We start from the raw sequence: 17,484 nt of genomic DNA on the forward strand, positions 1-17,484 counted from the left end.
GCTTTATTTGCGTTTACGTCTTATCAGCAGAACGGCACCTGCAGCAGCCAGCAAAGCTGGTAAGATCCATACATATATGATCCGCAGCGTGTCTACCTGGTCCACCGAAACATTTCCTTTTACATCTTTGGGATCAGGCCGCGATGCATCTATAGGAAACTCACCATAGGACAACCAGCTGAACAACGCCGTATTAAAGCCAAAGTTGGCGGTGCGCATATTGAAACGGTTTAACTCTACATTGCTCATAAAATCGGCATCCCCCGTAACAACTATGCGTTGGTCTTTCCCGTTTATTTTCCGGGTAAGGCTTACAGCCGTGGTAACAGGCCCTCTTACATCACCATCCTGTTCGGAAAAGGTAACGGTACCGGTTTGTGCCGCCAGAGTATTCTTTGATGGTGTACCTGAACGACTGCCGGCATTGGTTACTACTGCATGCGTTACCATAGGCGCAGCTACAGCAGCTCCCATTACTATCCCATTGGAGGAGGGGCCGCTGCTGGCGCTTGTAGCCAGATCCAGGTCCAGGGGTTTTATCCGGTTCCAGGTTAGTTTGGCATCGGTTATCAACAGCGGCTGTATGGCAAATGGGCCATTTGCCGTATATGATAAACCTGCCGCACCAGGCATAGCGACCTTCAGGCTATCCTCTGCATTTCTTTTCAACAAATTGTAAAAGGCAGCGGCCGCCGGTGTTATCTCAGGTGTGGCGAGGTTGGGCGCCATCTCCTTGCTTTCCTGTATAATGGTACCATTCATCAATTGCACGCCCAATGGCTGCAGCAATGGATTTAAGATTTCCTGTTTGCCCGGCTCGCCGGCAATCAACAGGTTACCGCCATTATCGATGTATTGCTGCAGTTTAGCCAGGGCGGGAGCGCTGAACTTTATTTTAGGATCAGCTATAACCAGGGCGGCAATATCGGCAGGCACGTCCTGTGTTTCCAGCGAAACGGTCACTGCATCAAAGCCCTGGTTCACGAGTGAATACCGGAATTTGGTCAGGGTGGTAATGGCTTTGTAATCGCGGTCGCCCATTTTTTCAATATCCCTTTCCAACTCACCGGTCAGGAAGGCAACCTTTGGCATTTTTGCCTGCTGCAGGCGTTTCAACGCGGCTGCTATTTCTGTTTCGCCGGGCCATTGCTGTGCATCATCAAACACCCGCAAAAAAGTGGTACGGCCTTTCCATTTCAACTGCATTACATAGCGGTTGAATTCAGGCCGCAGGTCTATTATCTTATGGATCTGTGCTGGCGTAAGAATGCTTTTATCCAGCTTTACATTCATTGTTTTGGAGTATTGTTCCGCCAGTTCCTTTAAATTTTTTGCCTGTGTACGCGACATATACTGGTTGTCCAGCGCGCTGTCGTAATAACAAACTGTGTTTATTTTGATGTTATTCTTGAACCGGACATAAGGCTCCCAACGCGCCAGGTTCGCATTGTACGATTCAGGATTTCCCAGGTACCAAAATCTGTCTAAAAGATTATTATAGGCAGTTATCTCCAGCGGTTCGTCACCCAGGTCGGCCAGTATTTTTTGCACCTGCGGTGTAATGGTCCTGTACTTATATGCAGTGGCGTCGTAATAACCAATCAAAGAAGGGATCGAACTTACGTACCCTATTACTAATGCCGAGGCTACAATGGCTGCATAGCGGCCGGCTTTCACCACTGCCGGTTTCGATTCCATGCCTGCTTTTAATTTATAAATGCTGAGGCCAAGGAAAATGTATACGATCACCAGGAAGTAAATGATGTCTTTGCTGGTGATAAGCCCCGTCAGCAATTTCCCGGTTCGGCCGTTGATCGAGAGGAAATACGTCAGTTCGCGCACAAATGCCACATCCTGCCACAGGGTGCCAATGTAACTGAGGATCCCGATCATTACGAACGTGCAAATGGCAGCTACTACCTGGTAGGTGGTAAGGCTCGACATAAACAACCCAATAGAAGCATATGCACACAACAACAGGTAAAAACCCAACAAGGAGGTCATAAGCATACCCACTTCCGGATTTTGTATATGATAGAACCCCGACACAACGAATAATGCTATAATGGCCACCAGCACCAGGTTGTATACCATCATGGCAAGGTATTTACCAAATACGATCTCCCTTACTTTTACCGGCGAAGAATATAACAATTTAATGGTACCACTGCTGGTTTCGCGGCTGATGAGGCTCATGGTAAGCAGCGGTACAAACAGGTACAGGTTCTGCATAACGGTGCCAAATAAACCACGCTGGCTTAAAAACACCTGGAATGTCAATGACATCGTTGACTTGAAACTATAGATGCTGTTGATATCCTGCATTCTGGCAACGTTTTGTAAGTTGCTCAGGTACACCACACCACACTGTATCAGGAATACGATCATTAAAAACCAGGCTATGGGCGAGTAAAACAAGGTTTTCAGCTCTGTTCTCGCCACTTTTATTATAGTCTTCATTAATTATTTTGTTGAGATGATTTCGAGGATAATTGTTTGAATATTTCATCGAGGGCGCTTTTATCGAAACCGATCTCACGCAATCTCCAGCCATTTTGTACACTGGCGGTGATGATCCTTTCTGAAATATCCTGGTCGCCATTGAAATATACCCGCACCTGCCGTTCGGTAATGAAATCGGCTTTGGTCACACCCTGTATTTTCAACAGCTCCGCTCCCGAAGGCGGATTCTCCAGATGCATCAATATGCTATGGGGTTCAACATAATTATTGAATGCATCCATGGTATCGGCAAAGACGATGCGGCCGCTTTCTATCATCCTGATCTCTTTGCACAGCACCTGCACTTCAGTGAGAATGTGTGATGAAAAGATAACGGCCCGGTCGGTAGCGATTTCCTTGATCAGCGACCGCACCTCTATGATCTGGTTGGGATCTAACCCATTAGTAGGTTCATCGAGCACTACCAGCCGGGGGCGATGCACAATGGCCTGGGCAATACCTACCCGCTGCCGGTAACCGCCCGACAGGTTACGAATGAGCCTGTTACTGAAATGATCGATGCCGCATCGTTCCTTGGCCTCTTTTATCGCAGGCTTCATTTTGTCCTTAGGCATCAAACGTAACGCGGCGCAATAATTCAGGTATTCATCAACGGTAAGGTCCATATACAGGGGAGGGTTTTGCGGCAGGAACCCGATCTCCATTTTTGCCCGGGTAGGCTCTTCACGCATATTGATGCCATTAATGAATACATTTCCTTCTGTTTGGTTGAGCGCCCCGCACAGAATATTCATGGTGGTTGATTTACCGGCCCCGTTGGAGCCCAGCAAACCTACAATACCACTCTGGCTGATCTCGATATTAATGTCGCGGATAGCCCATGACGAGGTATACCTGTGCGACAGGTGTTCAATTTTTACAATACTATTCATGACTGAGTTGATAGCTTTTTATGGTAGTTGTTTACGGATTATTTTCCATACCGGGATTGGCATCGGTAATATTACGCGGGAATTGCAACACCAACCGGTTAGGCTGTTTCAATGTATACACGGTAGCGGTACCATCTGCATTGTATATGGTATGCGTAAAGTTCATGCCTGCAAAAATGGGGTCAACACTCAGGCGGCGCATATCGAACCAACGGTATCCTTCCATGGCAAATTCCCGGATGCGTTCATCGATGATGAATTTTATCAGGCTGGTTTGGTTTCCGGCGATAGCGACAGGTACGGGTGCATCGGCCACCGGCATCCGATTCCTGCGCAGCGTTTCTACATCGGTAACCGCCCCGGTGAGATCGTTGGCCCTTGCTTTTGCTTCGGCGGTCAACAGGTACAGTTCTGGCAATTGCAAGCCAAATCTTGAAAAAGCGTACCCATACTTACGTAAGCGGCCAGCTGCATTAATAGAGTTATCCTTGTTTTTATTGGTATAGAACAACAGGCGCCAGTCGCTGCTGCCATACAAGGCCTGCGCCTGCGGTGTAAGCACCAGCCCGTTGTTGCCAGTTTGGTTACCACCCCAGGCACCGCAATTGAATACTTTCGATATCACCGCTTCGGTTACATCGGTCTGGTTCTGCCCCGGCCCTTTGGGGCCTGTAGTGGCATTAGCGGGCAGGAAGGCGCCACCCGGCGCCAGGGTTTGGTTATAGTTATACAGTACAGTTTGCCCATTAACTGCCACATCGGCCATTGCGGCTTTTAGCAAAGGCAGGGCATCGTTATACCGGCCCATGAACAGGTATACTTTACCCAACAAACCTTCCACCGCCGGCTTAGACATGCGGGTCACATAGGCTTGTTTGGCCGGAACATATTGTAACGCCTCTTGCAGATCTTTAATGATGAAATCATACGTTTCCTGCAGGGTACCTCTTTTAAAAACGGCTGTTGTTACACTGGGCTCTGTGGTGAATGGAAAACCGGGATCAGTTCCCGCGGTGGATGCCAGGTACGGTTTGCAATAATAATTGGCCAGGTTGAAAATGAAGAATGCGCGGGTAGCCTGGGCTTCCGCCCTTATTGCTTTCTTCTGCTCATCTGAGCCACCCGGAGAAGCCATTACTTCGGCGATTATTTTATTAACCTCATACATTTGCTGCGTATAATTACGCAGCGCAAATGGCGTGGCATCGGCTGTAGGGTAAATGCTGTCGGCCCATTGGAAAAAGCGCTGGCGGTAAATATCAGTGGTACCTAAACTGGCAAAGTAAGTTCCTTCTGCCGCCACTTCATCGCCCATCAATTGTGGTTCCTGGAAACCGCCTGTTGAGTAATATATGTACAGGTTCGGGTCGTTCATCAGCTTGTCGTAATCGTTGGTAGTAACAGACACCAGTTGCCCCTGGGGCACAATTTCGAGCCATGATTTTTTACAGGCTGTAAGCGCACTTAATATTGCTATGGATAGAATAATATGCTTCTTCATGTTGTGCAATTAAATTGAGTTAGAACGAAAGGTTTATGCCCAGGGCGTAACTGTGTTTATATGGAGGTACACCACCGCCGAACTCAGGATCGAAATGATCGGGGTTGGCCGACCATACCAAAAAGTTGGTAGCCTGGGTATAAATACTGGCTCTTTGTAATCGCAGTAACTGCACCACTTTCGGGTTCAATTCATAAGAAAGTGTAATGTCGCGCAGTTTTATGTAGGAAGCGCTTACTACGTTTAAGTCGCCATAAGTATAGTAATCAATATTCCTCCGGGTGTAACTGGTGCTTGTATTAGCCACATAGGAAGGAATGTTAGTGAAGGCTTCATCCCCCGGCTTCTTCCACCGGTCAAGAAAAAGGGTACGCACATTTCCACTGCCGAAACTGGCGTACGGAGCCAGGCGTCCGGTATAGAGATCGTTCACCGGACGGAACATCAATGCGCCAAAATTATACACACCATTCAGGCTAAGCGAAAAACCTTTATAGCCGAACGTATTGTTTATACCACCAAACACAGGCGGCTGTCCCGTACCCATATATTTCAGGTCGGCTACTGTAGCCGCGTTGTATTGTTTGGTTACCGATTTATTGTTGGTATATATTTGGGGGTCGCCCATATTGTCGAGCCCGGCAAACTGGTAAGCCCATACAGAGCGCAAAGGATAACCAATAACCGGCGCGCCGCCGCTTATCCTGTACTGAACGTTGGTTGCCAAAAACGGATTGGGCGCGCTATAACTAACCAGTTTATTTTTGTTCCAGGAAATATTGAAACTGGTGCGCCAGTAAAAATCTTTCGACTTCACATTTACTGAATTAATGCTCACTTCAATACCGGCATTGGTCAATTTACCCAAATTACCGGTTATGGAAGTGCTGCCGCTAAGCGGGTTCAACGGCACAGAACCAAGCATATCAGTGGTTGTCCGTTTGTAGAAATTGACAGTTCCGCTGATCCTTGATTTCAACACCGCATAATCGATGCCTATATTTACATTCGCTGTACGTTCCCACGAAGCCGTTTTATTGGCAACACCAACTACATTATAACCATCACCTGAGATTACCACTGCCTGCGTGCTGCTGGATGCAGAAAGATATTGAAGGATGTCGTACCGGGAAACGGCGTCTGAAGGCGAGTTACCGGTAATACCATATGTGCTCCGCAGGCCCAGGTAATTGAGCCAGCTTACGCCCTGCATAAATTTTTCTTTGGTGATATTCCATCTGCCGCCAAAGCTCCATACCGGTTTATCCTGGCTTGAGATATCGCTGCCGAACATGCTGCTGTTATCCTGGCGGTAACTTACATCTACGCTGTATTTCCCATTGAAAGTATAACTACCTAAACCAAACCACGATAAAAAACGCGACTTGCTTCTTTGTACATAATAAGGAGAATAATACAGGTATCCGTAACCCGTAACCGTTCCGGGCACCCCATTGCGCAGTTGTTGGTCATCGAGCACAGCATAACTGCCACTCGCATCATCGTAGCCTACCAGCGTAGTATTGTTTCTTGAACCGGAAGCTTCCTGTACATCACTTCCCGCCTGCAGGGTGATATGGTCTTTTCCTTTTCTTACTGAGGCATCATATACCAGCTGGTTGCGCACCGTCCAGTTACGCTGGTTGTTATTACCGGTGGTGTAGACGCCGCCGGTAAGCGGATATAAATATTTCGGCACATCGTTGACCGTAGGTGCAATAGTAAGCCCTACAATTTGTTGCCGTATTGTATAGGAAGTATGGTCCTGGTAATAATTAGCCGAACCTGGGTTTTGCTGGTAGCCAAAAGTTCCTGCATAACTTAACCCTTTGAAAAGCCTCACCCCTACATTTGCCGTCACATTGATGGCCAGGTTATTATTTTCTGACCAGGTACGGTTTGTTTCATCCATAGGTACATAGTCGAGGTTGATACGGCTGCGCGCCTGGTAATCCTGCCGCATATAATCGGGATAGGCGCCCATGTAGTTCATGGTTATGGGATTGCCATTTTCATCGCGGAACAACTGGTAAGGAATGTAACTGCTGGTAACCTGAATGGGATTTTTAGCAGTGTTCAACGTATTTATCAGCGAGGTATTCAACGTTACCTTTACCCGGCTGCCGGCATTGAAGTTTTGAGTAAGATTAAGCCGGTAAGCATCGTTGGTTGAACCGGGCGTGCCGCTTCGTGTGCTGGTATAACCCAATGCTGCGTAAAAGGAATACATACTGTTGCCGCCGGAAGCCGACACCGAATGATTGGTGCTCATCGCCGGATTATACCAGATGTCTTTTATTTGCCCCCTGTTATTGATGGCTGCCAGGCTATCGAGTTTACGATTGGCTTCATCGGCAGTAATAACACCACTGTACTGATCGTATAAGATCCGGTCGTGTGGAGCTATAAAGTTTTGCGAGGCCATGGGAAATGTAACCGGATCGAAGAGCTCTTTGGCCACATCAATATATTGTTGACTGTTCAACAGTTTTACTTTATCCCAATCGGGGTAACCACTGTAGTTCATAAAGCCATTGTAGTTCACCTGCAGGCGCGAATTCCTGAGACCGGATTTAGTAGTGATCACCACTACCCCATTGGCTGACCGCGCGCCCCAGATAGCAGAAGCAGCTGCATCTTTCAACACGGTTATATCATCGATATCATCTGGGTTTATTGCACTGAAATCGTTCACCACTATGCCATTCACCACATACAAAGGATCGGCTTGTAATTGAACACTACCAACACCCCTGATCACACTTTTACGGGTAGCTACGCCACTGCCATTGAGGTTGGTATTACTGCTGTTGCCGCCTGTAGCAATCAGCATACCAGGTACCTGGCCTTCCAAACGGCCAATAATATCCATGGTACCCGTACGTTTTGAAAACACTTCCATATCAGGTTTACTAAAAGAACCGGTAGCACGCTCATTGGAAAGGGTTTGAAAACCGGTATTATAAACAACCACAGCATCCAGCTTCGCCACTTTGGTTTTCATAATAACGGTCATGTATCCCCTGGTATAGGCAGGTACTATTACCGGGTCGTGGTTTACACTGCTGAACTGCAGCGTATCGCCATCGTTGAGATTGCGAAAAGCAAATTCGCCTTGTTGGTTAGTTAGGGTTACCGTTTTAGTAACACGGGCAAATATCGTAACACCTGGTACCGGGTTCCCCTTCTCATCACGCACAATGCCGCGTACTTCACCGGCTGGGGAATTGGCAGCGATTGTTTCTACAATCACCTTGTGGGGCAATGGTATAATAACCGGCTTTTTGCTAATGAAAATGGTTTTACCCTGCATGTCATAATCAATTGACTGGCCATTGAACACTTCTTCCAGTGCCACCTTCAGCGGGGTATTAAAGAAATCAACCGTAACGGGCCGGGCGCCTTTCAGGTCTTCGCTCCGGTAAAAGAACTTATACCCGGTTTGCGTTTTAAATTCAGTGAGCACTTTTATAACCGACACGTCCTTACCGCTATAAGTTACGGTTTGGCCAACAGTTTTGGCACTTCCCTGGAGCACCATTGACAGCAGTAGAATGATAGTTAACTTCATCACTAACACAGTTTTGGTTGACACCTTTCCCTTAAGCCAACAGGGATAAAGAAAGGAAAGGTGGAGATGCGTAATTTGCATACCTTTACTCAAGTTTAGGTTTAACAATAAGCAGTTACCAGAATGATTGTTTGTGTTAACTGAACCAGAAACCGGGAGTAGGACGCCAATCTTTGCACCCGGTTTTTTTATTTCAGTTAACTAAGTCGACTTGTCAGGTTCTTTAGATATTTAAGGTTCAATCAATAGTTTATTATTTTTTTGAATTGTGTAATGCACTCTTGTTTTTGTCAATCCTTTCAATACCTGGTCTAACGTAAGCGACCGGTCAATTTCACCACTAAAGGCGCCACCGGGCACTTCGCCCTCAAACTCCACTTCTACATCATACCAGCGGGCCAGTTGTCGCATTACCGTTTCCAGGCTGGCATTGGCAAAAGAAAATGATCCGTTCTTCCAGGCTACTGCAGCCGTTACATCTGCATCCTTTACCAGGTTTATACTTCCGGCACTGTTTACCTGTGCCTGTTGGCCGGGTTGCAGCAATTGGATTTGTTTTTCATGGCTAACTTTTACTGCACCTTCCAGCAAGGTGGTATTGATGCTGCGTTCATCGTTATAAGCATTCACATTAAAGTGGGTTCCCAAAACCTCAACAGTAGTTTTATTATTGATGCTCACAATAAATGGCATTCTCTTTCCTGCTGCTTTTATTTTTGATACTTCAAAATAGGCTTCGCCCGTAATCTCCACCCTTCTTTCCGCCCCCACAAAAACAACCGGGTACCGCAGGCTACTGGCCGCATTCAGCCATACTTTTGAACCGTCGGGTAATTGCAGGGCAAATTGCCGGCCTTTGGGCGTACTTATTGTATTATAGGTGGTGACTGCATTTTTCGCCATTGCCGGGTTATAGCTCAGTTCGCCAGCTTTCATTACTACCTGTGCTCCTTTCTCGCTGGCCACCAAACCATCGCCCAAACTGTCTAGCAAGATCCTTCGCCCATCAGCCAAAGTAAGATAAGCGCCCTGACGGCCTGGCTGCACATCGTTCACGGGGCCAATTCCTGCAACCGGTTGTTGTTTCGGTGTAGTATTCAAAAACCAGTACACAGTACCTGTCATCAATACAATTATAGCTGCAGCTGCCGCCCACCAACCTGCCCTGCGCAGGAAATGCACCCGGTGTACAATGGAGCGACGCACCCTGTTTTCTGTATCCTGACGAATGGATTGCAGCAGCCGGTCTTCCATTTCCTTTTCCAGGCTGTGCTTTTCTTCGCCAAAATCAGCCAACACGCCGGTTTTGCGATGGTCCATGATGGCAAGAAATTTCTCTACAAAGGCACATTCCTGAGTAGTAGCCGTTCCATTATTAAACTTTGCTAATAGCTCTAAAAAATATTGCTTGTCCTTTTCTGAAGGAGACATGATAAGGCGTTTATACTATAGTCAGGAAAAAGGAGCCGCCTTCCCGACCTCCAGGCATTTTTTTTAAAAAAAAGATAATCTTACTTTTTGGGAGATATGTGTTCGAGCAAAATAACCAGCGAAAGCAGGTGACCGTAGTGGGCGCGCAGGTATTGTATGGAAAGGCTCAACTGGTTTTGAACCGTTTTTCGGGAGATCTCCATGCTGCTGGCAATTTCTTCAGTAGTAAGGTGCAGGAAATAATGTTTTACAAAGATCTCACGCCGCTTTTCGGGCAACACTTCTATCCAACTGGAAACCAGATCGATCAATTCTTTCTCCCGGATGGCCAGGTCGGCCTCGTAAAATGATTGTTGCGGATTCTCCAATATATCGAAGAAGAAGGTATCCTTTTTTTGGATGAGCGCATTGATGATCCGGAAATTTACAGCCTTCATGAGATAAGCCGAAAAATGAGTGATCACCAGTTCCTGGCGACGCTTCCACAGATCAAGAAATATGTCATGCACAATTTCTTTAGCCAGTTCTTTATCATCCAGCTTTCTGGCTGCTGTTACATAGGCCTTTTCCCAATATCTTTTGTACAACGAGTTAAAAGCCAGCTCGGAGCCAATAGCCATCTCTCCCAGTAACTCCTGATCGGTATGTTGGTAGCTGTGCGACAATGTTGGATACGCAGAAAATATTGCCTGTAAATTAACAAAAAAGCAATAATCAATTTACAATTAATTTTATCTGATCCAATAAAAAACCCTCCCGACACGTCGGGAGGGCTCTGAATAAAAACCATATCTATACATTAAGCTAACTCCAGTTTTTCGGTATATACATTACCAAAACGGTCAGTTACTTTTACGGTAATACTTTTGGCTGAGGCCGATGGAACGGCAGCAAACAAGTGATCGGTCTCAATCGGTTCCACCCAGGTATGGCGAACCGGCAATGAACCACCCTTGTATAATTTAAAAGCTTCGGGGTCAAAACCAACGATCTGCTCCATGACGCCTTTGTCGTTCCCGTCTTCCAGCCATTCTACTTTCCACTGAGGGTCCCAGTTCCATACGTTGGCAACCACGGCATCAGGTTTCGCACTTACTTCGCCTTTTTTGAAAATGATGTGTTGTTTGCTTTTGGGATAACCAGTGGATTTATAATACCATTTTATTTCTTCGCCATTCACTTCATACACGCCATAACCGCAAGGCGTACCATCCCCGCAGATAGGGCCGCTCCACCAGGCGCCGCAAACGGTACCATGGTTGTGCTCCATCATATTTCCTTCTACCCAGTTCACATTGAAATGCGTGTGCCCGGTCATGAAGTGCACTTTATAAGATTTCAACAAACTGAACAGGCTGTCGCGGTTGCTGGTACCTGCTTCCTTGCCATTCTTACGGGCGCCCTTTAATGAATCGTCGAGCGGAATATGCAGCGATACTACCACCGTGCTGCCGGCAGGTACTGTTTGCAGGTCTTTCTCCAGCCAGGCCAGTTGATTCTCGTGCAAATAGCCAATATAACGGTGTGCCCCAATGTAAAATACATTATCCAGTACTACGTAGTGGATCTTACCACGGTTGAAGCTATAATATCCCGGACCAAAATGCTGATGAAAAGTATCTGTTGATTGTTCATCGGAACGGGAACCATAATCAATATCGTGGTTACCGATCACCTGAAAGAATGGAATACCGGTAGTAGCTACGGCTTCTTTATAATCGGGGAATAATTCAAAATGATCGAACACCAGGTCGCCGCATCCGATACCGTGAATAGGTACATTGCCTAATTCTTTCACCAGGTTGCGGGTATCGGGCGCTGCAATTGTTTTTAATTTATTGGCATCTTCTTTATCCAGGATCTGCGTATCGCCCCAAACAATAAATGCATGTTTGTCGTCAGTCATGCCCAGTTTGGTAAGTGGGAAATCAACCACCTGGCCGGTAGTGCCGCGTTTAATTCGCTCATAAAAACGGGCGATGCCTTTTTCATTGGGTATAGCGTAACCAGAAGGCAGGCTGATAAATACAAATTGCGCCTGATCGTGTACGATCAAACTGTATTTACCGCTGGCATCGGTCGTTGTCACATTAAATCCATCGCTGATAACTACATTACCGATGCCTTTACCCTGCGCGGTTACTTTACCTGTTACTGTACCGGCAGCATTAACGCCGGCGCCTGCATTGGCCATAGCAGCAGCAGGTACAACCGGGATGGCTGATAATAATCCTAAGCTTCTTAAAAAGTGTCTTCTTTGCATGCTGGAAAGATATTTATAGAAAAAAACACCCGCAGTGAAACCCGTATTAAGAAAATGTAACCTTTTTTAAACGTTAATTTAACAGGAATAAAAGCCCGCCCACCAGGCTTGAATAACGCATTTAACAGTTAATAACCTGTATGGAATGACCGCTTTTGCCGTGTCTTGAATATATATGGTGGAAAGTACGAATACAGCCAACAACCAGGTGATTGACTGGCGCACACGGGTTGAAGTTTTTGGCACCGTGTTGTTATCTGTTGCCTCACTGGTAGTTGCCTGGTGCACCTATCAAAGCACGCTCTGGAATGGGGAACAGGACTTTCGCATGGCGGAAGCTAACATCATGTACCGGCGGGCACAGGAAATTACCGTATTTGCTGCCCAGCAAAAGGAAAGGGATGTAACGATCGCATTAAGCTTTGTTGATGCCGTTTTTGAAAACCGTCGTGATAAGATCAGCTACTATCTCCACCGCACCAATACACCGTTGACGGCCGTATTAACAGACTGGTTCAATTTAGATCCTTTGCATAATACCAATGCCCCTGCCAGTCCACTGCAGATGCCCGCTTATCAACGAGTGATGCAGGCTTCTCAAAAGTCTACCGATTCAACCATGCGCACTGCGGAAGCATTATGGCAGGAAGCAAAACAAGATAACACCTTCTCCGACAGCTATACTTTGTTTACAGTCATCTTTAGTATCGTGATGTTCCTTTGCGGGGTTTGTACCAAATTGACCCGCGTTAAGGTGGCTTATACCAGCCTGATCTTTGCAGCAAGCATTTTTTTGCTGACCCTGATCATCCTGATCGTTACCATGCCTGTGGCCAAAATAACCCCATAACTTTCATTGTTTTTTCATCATAATAACATTAATTCTTCATGCATGCTCCATCCATCTTTCATTCTATAATGGAAGATGAATGGAGGAACAATGGAGAATCAATGGAAGATGAATGGAGAAACAATCCAGAAATATAGTAGAATTACGATATCAACAAGGCCTTTTAACCTGGTCTACCAATTTGTGCAGCAGCTGCCCGCCCAGGCTAAAAGTTTTTACATTTGCCATTCATTTTATAGCAGGAACCAATGACCATTGACGAAATTCTCGATAACATTCACCCACTTCCGGCAGCGTCAAAACAGACAATAAAACAATACATCACAGCTGTCAGCTATCCCAGGGGCCATATCCTGTTCCAGGCCGATAGGATCAAAATGACCGTTTATTTTATAAAGAAGGGATTTGTAAGGGCCTATGCGCACCAGGGCGACCATGAAGTAACGTTCTGGTTTGGGAAGGAAGGAGAACCTGTTATTTCCATGAAAAGCTATGTTGAAAGCCAAAAGGGTTATGAAGACGTTGAACTACTCGAAGACTGTGAATTGTACGAACTGAATGCCACCGATCTGCAAAGGCTTTTTCAGGAAGACATTCACATCGCCAACTGGGGCCGGCGCTTTGCCGAACAGGAATTGATCAGGACAGAAGAAAGGCTGATCTCCCGCCAGTTCAGAACAGCTACGGATCGCTATAAAGAGCTTTTAAAAGAAAACCCCGACCTCGTACAACGGGTGGCTTTAGGGCATATTGCTTCCTACTTAGGCATCACCCAGGTAAGCCTCAGCCGCATCCGGGCCGAGATCAGGTAGTTCCCTATTATTTATCATTTGTAAAATTTTTCTTCGCGCCCGGCACTGATCTTTGCGCTGCATAAAAAACAAAGCATGAACTTTATTATTTTGATCATTGCAGGATTGCTGGAAGTAGCGTTTGCATCCTGTTTGGGTAAAGCAAGGGAAACAACAGGCAGCACATCGGCCTGGTGGTATACAGGTTTTTTAATTGCATTATCTGTAAGCATGATCCTGTTAATGAAGGCAACCAAAACCATTCCCATTGGTACTGCCTATGCCGTATGGACTGGCATTGGCGCAGCGGGTACTGTGATCATGGGCATTTTCTTTTTTAAAGAGCCCGCTACTTTCTGGCGTATATTCTTTCTTACTACATTGATCGGCTCCATATTCGGCCTGAAATCCATGTCGCATTAAATGTAACAAGAACTGCGCATATATAACCGGTTGTTATCAGCAGCACCGGATACCCATCAGTAAAATATGCCATCAATTCAGTAGATATTGACATTGAAGCAGGATAAGCATTCCGTTAAATTAGTTTACAGGTACCATTTAGTACCATTAATCATATCCAAAATTAACGATTATGCTTGTCCTATTTCATTCCAGGGCGCGCCGGACGCGTCATGCACCTATTGTATTGGTGTTCTTGCTCTCTTCGCTTTTTTCATTTTCTCAATCACCGGTCTTTAAAGTCGACTTCAACCAAACCGGGCGAACAGCAACGGAAACAAACGAACCCGGGTACACCGCATTCGAAATTCCTGCCAGTGCTACAGATGTAATAACCGTAGCGCTGGGGCAGAATGTTACGGCCACCTTTACCCGCATGGGTTCCAATGGCACCCGCCTTACCAGTAACTGGTACAAGGCAGGTGTTCAAACCCCGTACTTCGCCAGGTTGGTCTGCGATGGCATGGTGGTTGAAAACGGAACCGCCGGTGCCCAAATTGAAATGCGCATCAGCGGTTTGCCTGCCGGTCAGCACAGCTTTCTTACCTATCACAATCAGGTCGACAATCCGGCCACCAATACGTTCAGTCCAATGGACGTATATGTAAATGGCGTAAAAACGATCAGTAAGCTGGTGCCTTCTGTGCGTGCCACCAGCACCGCCAATGTACCAACTGCCTATGTTACTGCTACCGCGGTGGCAGGCCAGGATGTAGTGATCCTGTACGCGGCTGATTTAACCACCAGCGCCACCAACCGTAACATCATTATCAATGGGCTTGAGATCAACACGCCCAATGCGGCCAACCAGGCCCGTTCGCCACAACCGGAGCATGCCGACACGCACGCCAATGCCGACAATGGCAGTATTACCCTAAGCTGGGTAAAAGCACCCAACGCGGCGAACAGCGATGTGTACTATGGCTTCGATTCCACATCAGTGGCCAATGCCACTACCAGTTCCTCGCTGTACAAAGGGCGGCTAACCGGTACCACGCTGGTGCAGAACAGCCAGTACAGCATGCAAACCTATTTCTGGCGGGTTGACCAGATCGATGCTGCCGGCAATATTACCAAAGGCGATATCTGGTATTATCAACCCCGCCACCTGGCATTTGCCGAAGCAGAAGGCTATGGCCGTTTTGCGCGGGGTGGCCGTGGCGGGAAAGTCGTTTATGTCACCAACCTGAACGATTCCGGTTCCGGTAGCTTACGCGAGGCCGTTACCAACGACATCGGTCCGCGTACCATTGTATTTGCCGTATCCGGTATCATCACCCTGCAATCGCGTTTAACAGTCGGCAGCCACAACGTTACCATTGCCGGACAAACCGCGCCGGGCAAAGGCATCTGCATTCGCAGTGCCCCCTTTGGTATGGGAGGCAACGATGTGGTAGTGCGGCATGTACGCGTACGGGTAGGCAGTGGCACTACGTACGACGGCATGGGGCTTAACGGCAACAACAGCATCATGGACAACTGTTCCATCAGCTGGACGATCGATGAAGGTTTTAGTTCCCGCGGCGCCAAGAACATCACTTTACAACGAACCATGATCGCCGAAGCGCTCAACGTGGCCGGTCACCAGAATTACCCCGCCGGCACCGCGCATGGTTATGCAGCCACTATTGGCGGCGCCACAGGCAGCTTCCACCATAACCTGCTGGCTCATTGTGAAGGCCGTAACTGGAGCATGGGTGGTGGTTTGGATGGCAACGGGTATTATTCCGGCCAACTGGATATTACCAACAATGTGGTATACAACTGGGGTGGCCGTACCACCGATGGCGGCGCCAACCAGGTAAACTTTGTAAACAATTATTACAAAACCGGCGCTGCCAGTACCATCTTCTATGCCCTCACTGCGAACCACGAAGGCACCGGCCTGGGCACGCAACAATACTATTTCGCAGGAAATGTAATGCCCGGAAAATTCACAGAGTCGAACCAGGAGGCAGGACGCAGGATCGTAATCAGCAACGGCGCGATAGTGAATTGGGAAACCTGGGTAACCTCACCCTTCTTTCCTTCTTATGTACAAACACAAAGCGCTACCGATGCCTACAAACGGGTGTTATCGAACGTGGGTGCCACACAACCACAGTTCGATACCCATGACCAGCGCATTATTACCGAAACGCTGAATGGCACTTACACCTATTCAGGCAGTGTGAGCGGTAAACCGGGTTTGCCCGATAGCCAGAACGATGTTGGCGGTTATGAAAGTTACCCAACAACAACAAGGGCGTCCAATTGGGATTCCGACAACGATGGGCTGCCCAACTGGTGGGAAACGCTCTATGGTTTAAATACCAACTCAGGCGCCGGTGATTTCTCCGACGCCAATTCCGACACCGATCTGGACGGATACACACAATTAGACAACTACCTGGAATGGATGGGTGGCCCGCATTATTTTGGGGCACCGGCTACAGCGCTCAACATCGACATTACCGCGTTGTCTAAAGGATATAACAGCAGTCCAACCTTTACGCTGAGCAATATTACCAATGGGACTGCCGTGCTGTCAACTGGTTCCGGAAACAAAACAGTGACCTTTACGCCAACCGCGCAAGGGTTTGCCTCCTTCAAATTCACTGTTACCGATGCAGCCGGCAGCAGTATGCAACGTACCGTGAACATTCTGGCCAACGGCTCGGTAACCGGCCGCGAGGAAACACCACCAGCGATACAACCGGCAGGCCCGGTATTTAAAGTATGGCCGGTTCCCAACAACGGCCGCTTTTATGTATTGGCCACCGGGACCGGGACCGATAAAAACATGTTGGTAAAAGTATTCACGCTCGATGGGAAACAAGTACTGACAAAAACCTTGCAACCAGGCGTTCAATTACCTTTATCGGTTACAACTAAAGGAACTTATATAGTACAGGTGCTGACTACCGATAAGCAGGTATTGCATACCGAAAAGCTCATCACGAATTAAGGAAGTTCAACACATGAAACAACATGGGGCTGTCTCAAAGGTAATTTGGGGCAGCCTTTTTTCGCTTCGTTTATTCTGAATATTTCTTAGAAAAGGCGGGGCTTAATAATTACTTAATGGCGTTTTAGTTACAAGGAAATGTGTTGATTATCACCCTTGTAACACTGGCGTGTTAACAGTTGTTGCCAGGTAGTTTACGCTCAAAAAACAGCTGTTCACTTTTTGTTTACGGCCATTCTTGCGATCCAGCTGCCCGTTTGCACATTTTTGCCG

General features: G+C 47.2%; 11 protein-coding genes. 4 read left to right on the forward strand and 7 right to left on the reverse strand.

Annotated elements, in window-relative coordinates:
- Positions 1 to 3: 3 nt before the first annotated feature.
- The 7 genes from BMX95_RS18445 to BMX95_RS18475 all read right to left on the reverse strand — a co-directional run bounded on the left by BMX95_RS18445 (position 4) and on the right by BMX95_RS18475 (position 12,161).
- Positions 4 to 2,460, reverse strand: a complete 2,457-nt coding sequence (locus tag BMX95_RS18445; RefSeq protein WP_081202565.1) for a Gldg family protein — start codon at positions 2,458 to 2,460, stop codon at positions 4 to 6.
- A complete protein-coding gene (locus tag BMX95_RS18450; RefSeq protein ID WP_081202564.1) occupies positions 2,460 to 3,395 on the reverse strand; it encodes an ABC transporter ATP-binding protein in 936 nt (311 codons plus the stop codon). The genes BMX95_RS18445 and BMX95_RS18450 overlap by 1 nt, the downstream gene beginning before the upstream one ends.
- Positions 3,396 to 3,426: 31 nt before the next feature.
- The gene (locus BMX95_RS18455) at positions 3,427 to 4,896 is read right to left on the reverse strand and encodes a RagB/SusD family nutrient uptake outer membrane protein (protein WP_081202563.1); all 1,470 of its coding nucleotides are present in this window, start codon (positions 4,894 to 4,896) and stop codon (positions 3,427 to 3,429) included.
- A 19-nt stretch (positions 4,897 to 4,915) separates the two neighbouring features.
- A complete protein-coding gene (locus BMX95_RS18460; RefSeq protein WP_165759016.1) occupies positions 4,916 to 8,467 on the reverse strand; it encodes a SusC/RagA family TonB-linked outer membrane protein in 3,552 nt (1,183 codons plus the stop codon).
- A gap of 231 nt (positions 8,468 to 8,698) precedes the next feature.
- Positions 8,699 to 9,898, reverse strand: a complete 1,200-nt coding sequence (locus BMX95_RS18465; protein ID WP_081202561.1) for a FecR family protein — start codon at positions 9,896 to 9,898, stop codon at positions 8,699 to 8,701.
- An 80-nt stretch (positions 9,899 to 9,978) separates the two neighbouring features.
- Positions 9,979 to 10,563 carry an RNA polymerase sigma factor gene (locus BMX95_RS18470; RefSeq protein ID WP_081202560.1) on the reverse strand — a complete coding sequence of 195 codons (585 nt, stop codon included), beginning with the start codon at positions 10,561 to 10,563 and terminating at the stop codon, positions 9,979 to 9,981.
- Positions 10,564 to 10,697: 134 nt separating this feature from the next.
- Entirely contained in the window at positions 10,698 to 12,161 is a 1,464-nt protein-coding gene (locus BMX95_RS18475; RefSeq protein ID WP_081202559.1) for a calcineurin-like phosphoesterase C-terminal domain-containing protein, read from the reverse strand.
- Positions 12,162 to 12,336: 175 nt separating this feature from the next.
- On the opposite strand from BMX95_RS18475, the gene BMX95_RS18480 reads away from it, so the two are divergent.
- From BMX95_RS18480 to BMX95_RS18495, 4 genes are all read left to right on the forward strand, one after another.
- On the forward strand, positions 12,337 to 13,011 hold the full coding sequence (locus tag BMX95_RS18480) for a hypothetical protein (RefSeq protein WP_081202558.1): 675 nt from the start codon (positions 12,337 to 12,339) through the stop codon (positions 13,009 to 13,011).
- Positions 13,012 to 13,259: 248 nt separating this feature from the next.
- Positions 13,260 to 13,823: a Crp/Fnr family transcriptional regulator gene (locus BMX95_RS18485; RefSeq protein ID WP_081202557.1), complete on the forward strand. Its 564-nt coding sequence runs from the start codon at positions 13,260 to 13,262 to the stop codon at positions 13,821 to 13,823.
- Between the two features lie 75 nt (positions 13,824 to 13,898).
- Entirely contained in the window at positions 13,899 to 14,225 is a 327-nt protein-coding gene (locus tag BMX95_RS18490) for a DMT family transporter (RefSeq protein ID WP_081202556.1), read from the forward strand.
- A 172-nt stretch (positions 14,226 to 14,397) separates the two neighbouring features.
- Positions 14,398 to 17,211, forward strand: a complete 2,814-nt coding sequence (locus tag BMX95_RS18495) for a T9SS type A sorting domain-containing protein (RefSeq protein WP_081202555.1) — start codon at positions 14,398 to 14,400, stop codon at positions 17,209 to 17,211.
- Positions 17,212 to 17,484 lie beyond the last annotated feature (273 nt).

This window comes from Niastella yeongjuensis (genome assembly GCF_900110245.1).
In the GTDB taxonomy this organism is placed as follows: domain Bacteria; phylum Bacteroidota; class Bacteroidia; order Chitinophagales; family Chitinophagaceae; genus Niastella; species Niastella yeongjuensis.

Coding starts and splice junctions, on each gene's coding strand:
- BMX95_RS18445 (WP_081202565.1), bottom strand. CDS start 2,460: ATGAAGACTATAATAAAAGTGGCGAGAACAGAGCTGAAAACCTTGTTT.
- BMX95_RS18450 (WP_081202564.1), bottom strand. CDS start 3,395: ATGAATAGTATTGTAAAAATTGAACACCTGTCGCACAGGTATACCTCG.
- BMX95_RS18455 (WP_081202563.1), bottom strand. CDS start 4,896: ATGAAGAAGCATATTATTCTATCCATAGCAATATTAAGTGCGCTTACA.
- BMX95_RS18460 (WP_165759016.1), bottom strand. CDS start 8,467: ATGAAGTTAACTATCATTCTACTGCTGTCAATGGTGCTCCAGGGAAGT.
- BMX95_RS18465 (WP_081202561.1), bottom strand. CDS start 9,898: ATGTCTCCTTCAGAAAAGGACAAGCAATATTTTTTAGAGCTATTAGCA.
- BMX95_RS18475 (WP_081202559.1), bottom strand. CDS start 12,161: ATGCAAAGAAGACACTTTTTAAGAAGCTTAGGATTATTATCAGCCATC.
- BMX95_RS18480 (WP_081202558.1), top strand. CDS start 12,337: ATGGTGGAAAGTACGAATACAGCCAACAACCAGGTGATTGACTGGCGC.
- BMX95_RS18485 (WP_081202557.1), top strand. CDS start 13,260: ATGACCATTGACGAAATTCTCGATAACATTCACCCACTTCCGGCAGCG.
- BMX95_RS18490 (WP_081202556.1), top strand. CDS start 13,899: ATGAACTTTATTATTTTGATCATTGCAGGATTGCTGGAAGTAGCGTTT.
- BMX95_RS18495 (WP_081202555.1), top strand. CDS start 14,398: ATGCTTGTCCTATTTCATTCCAGGGCGCGCCGGACGCGTCATGCACCT.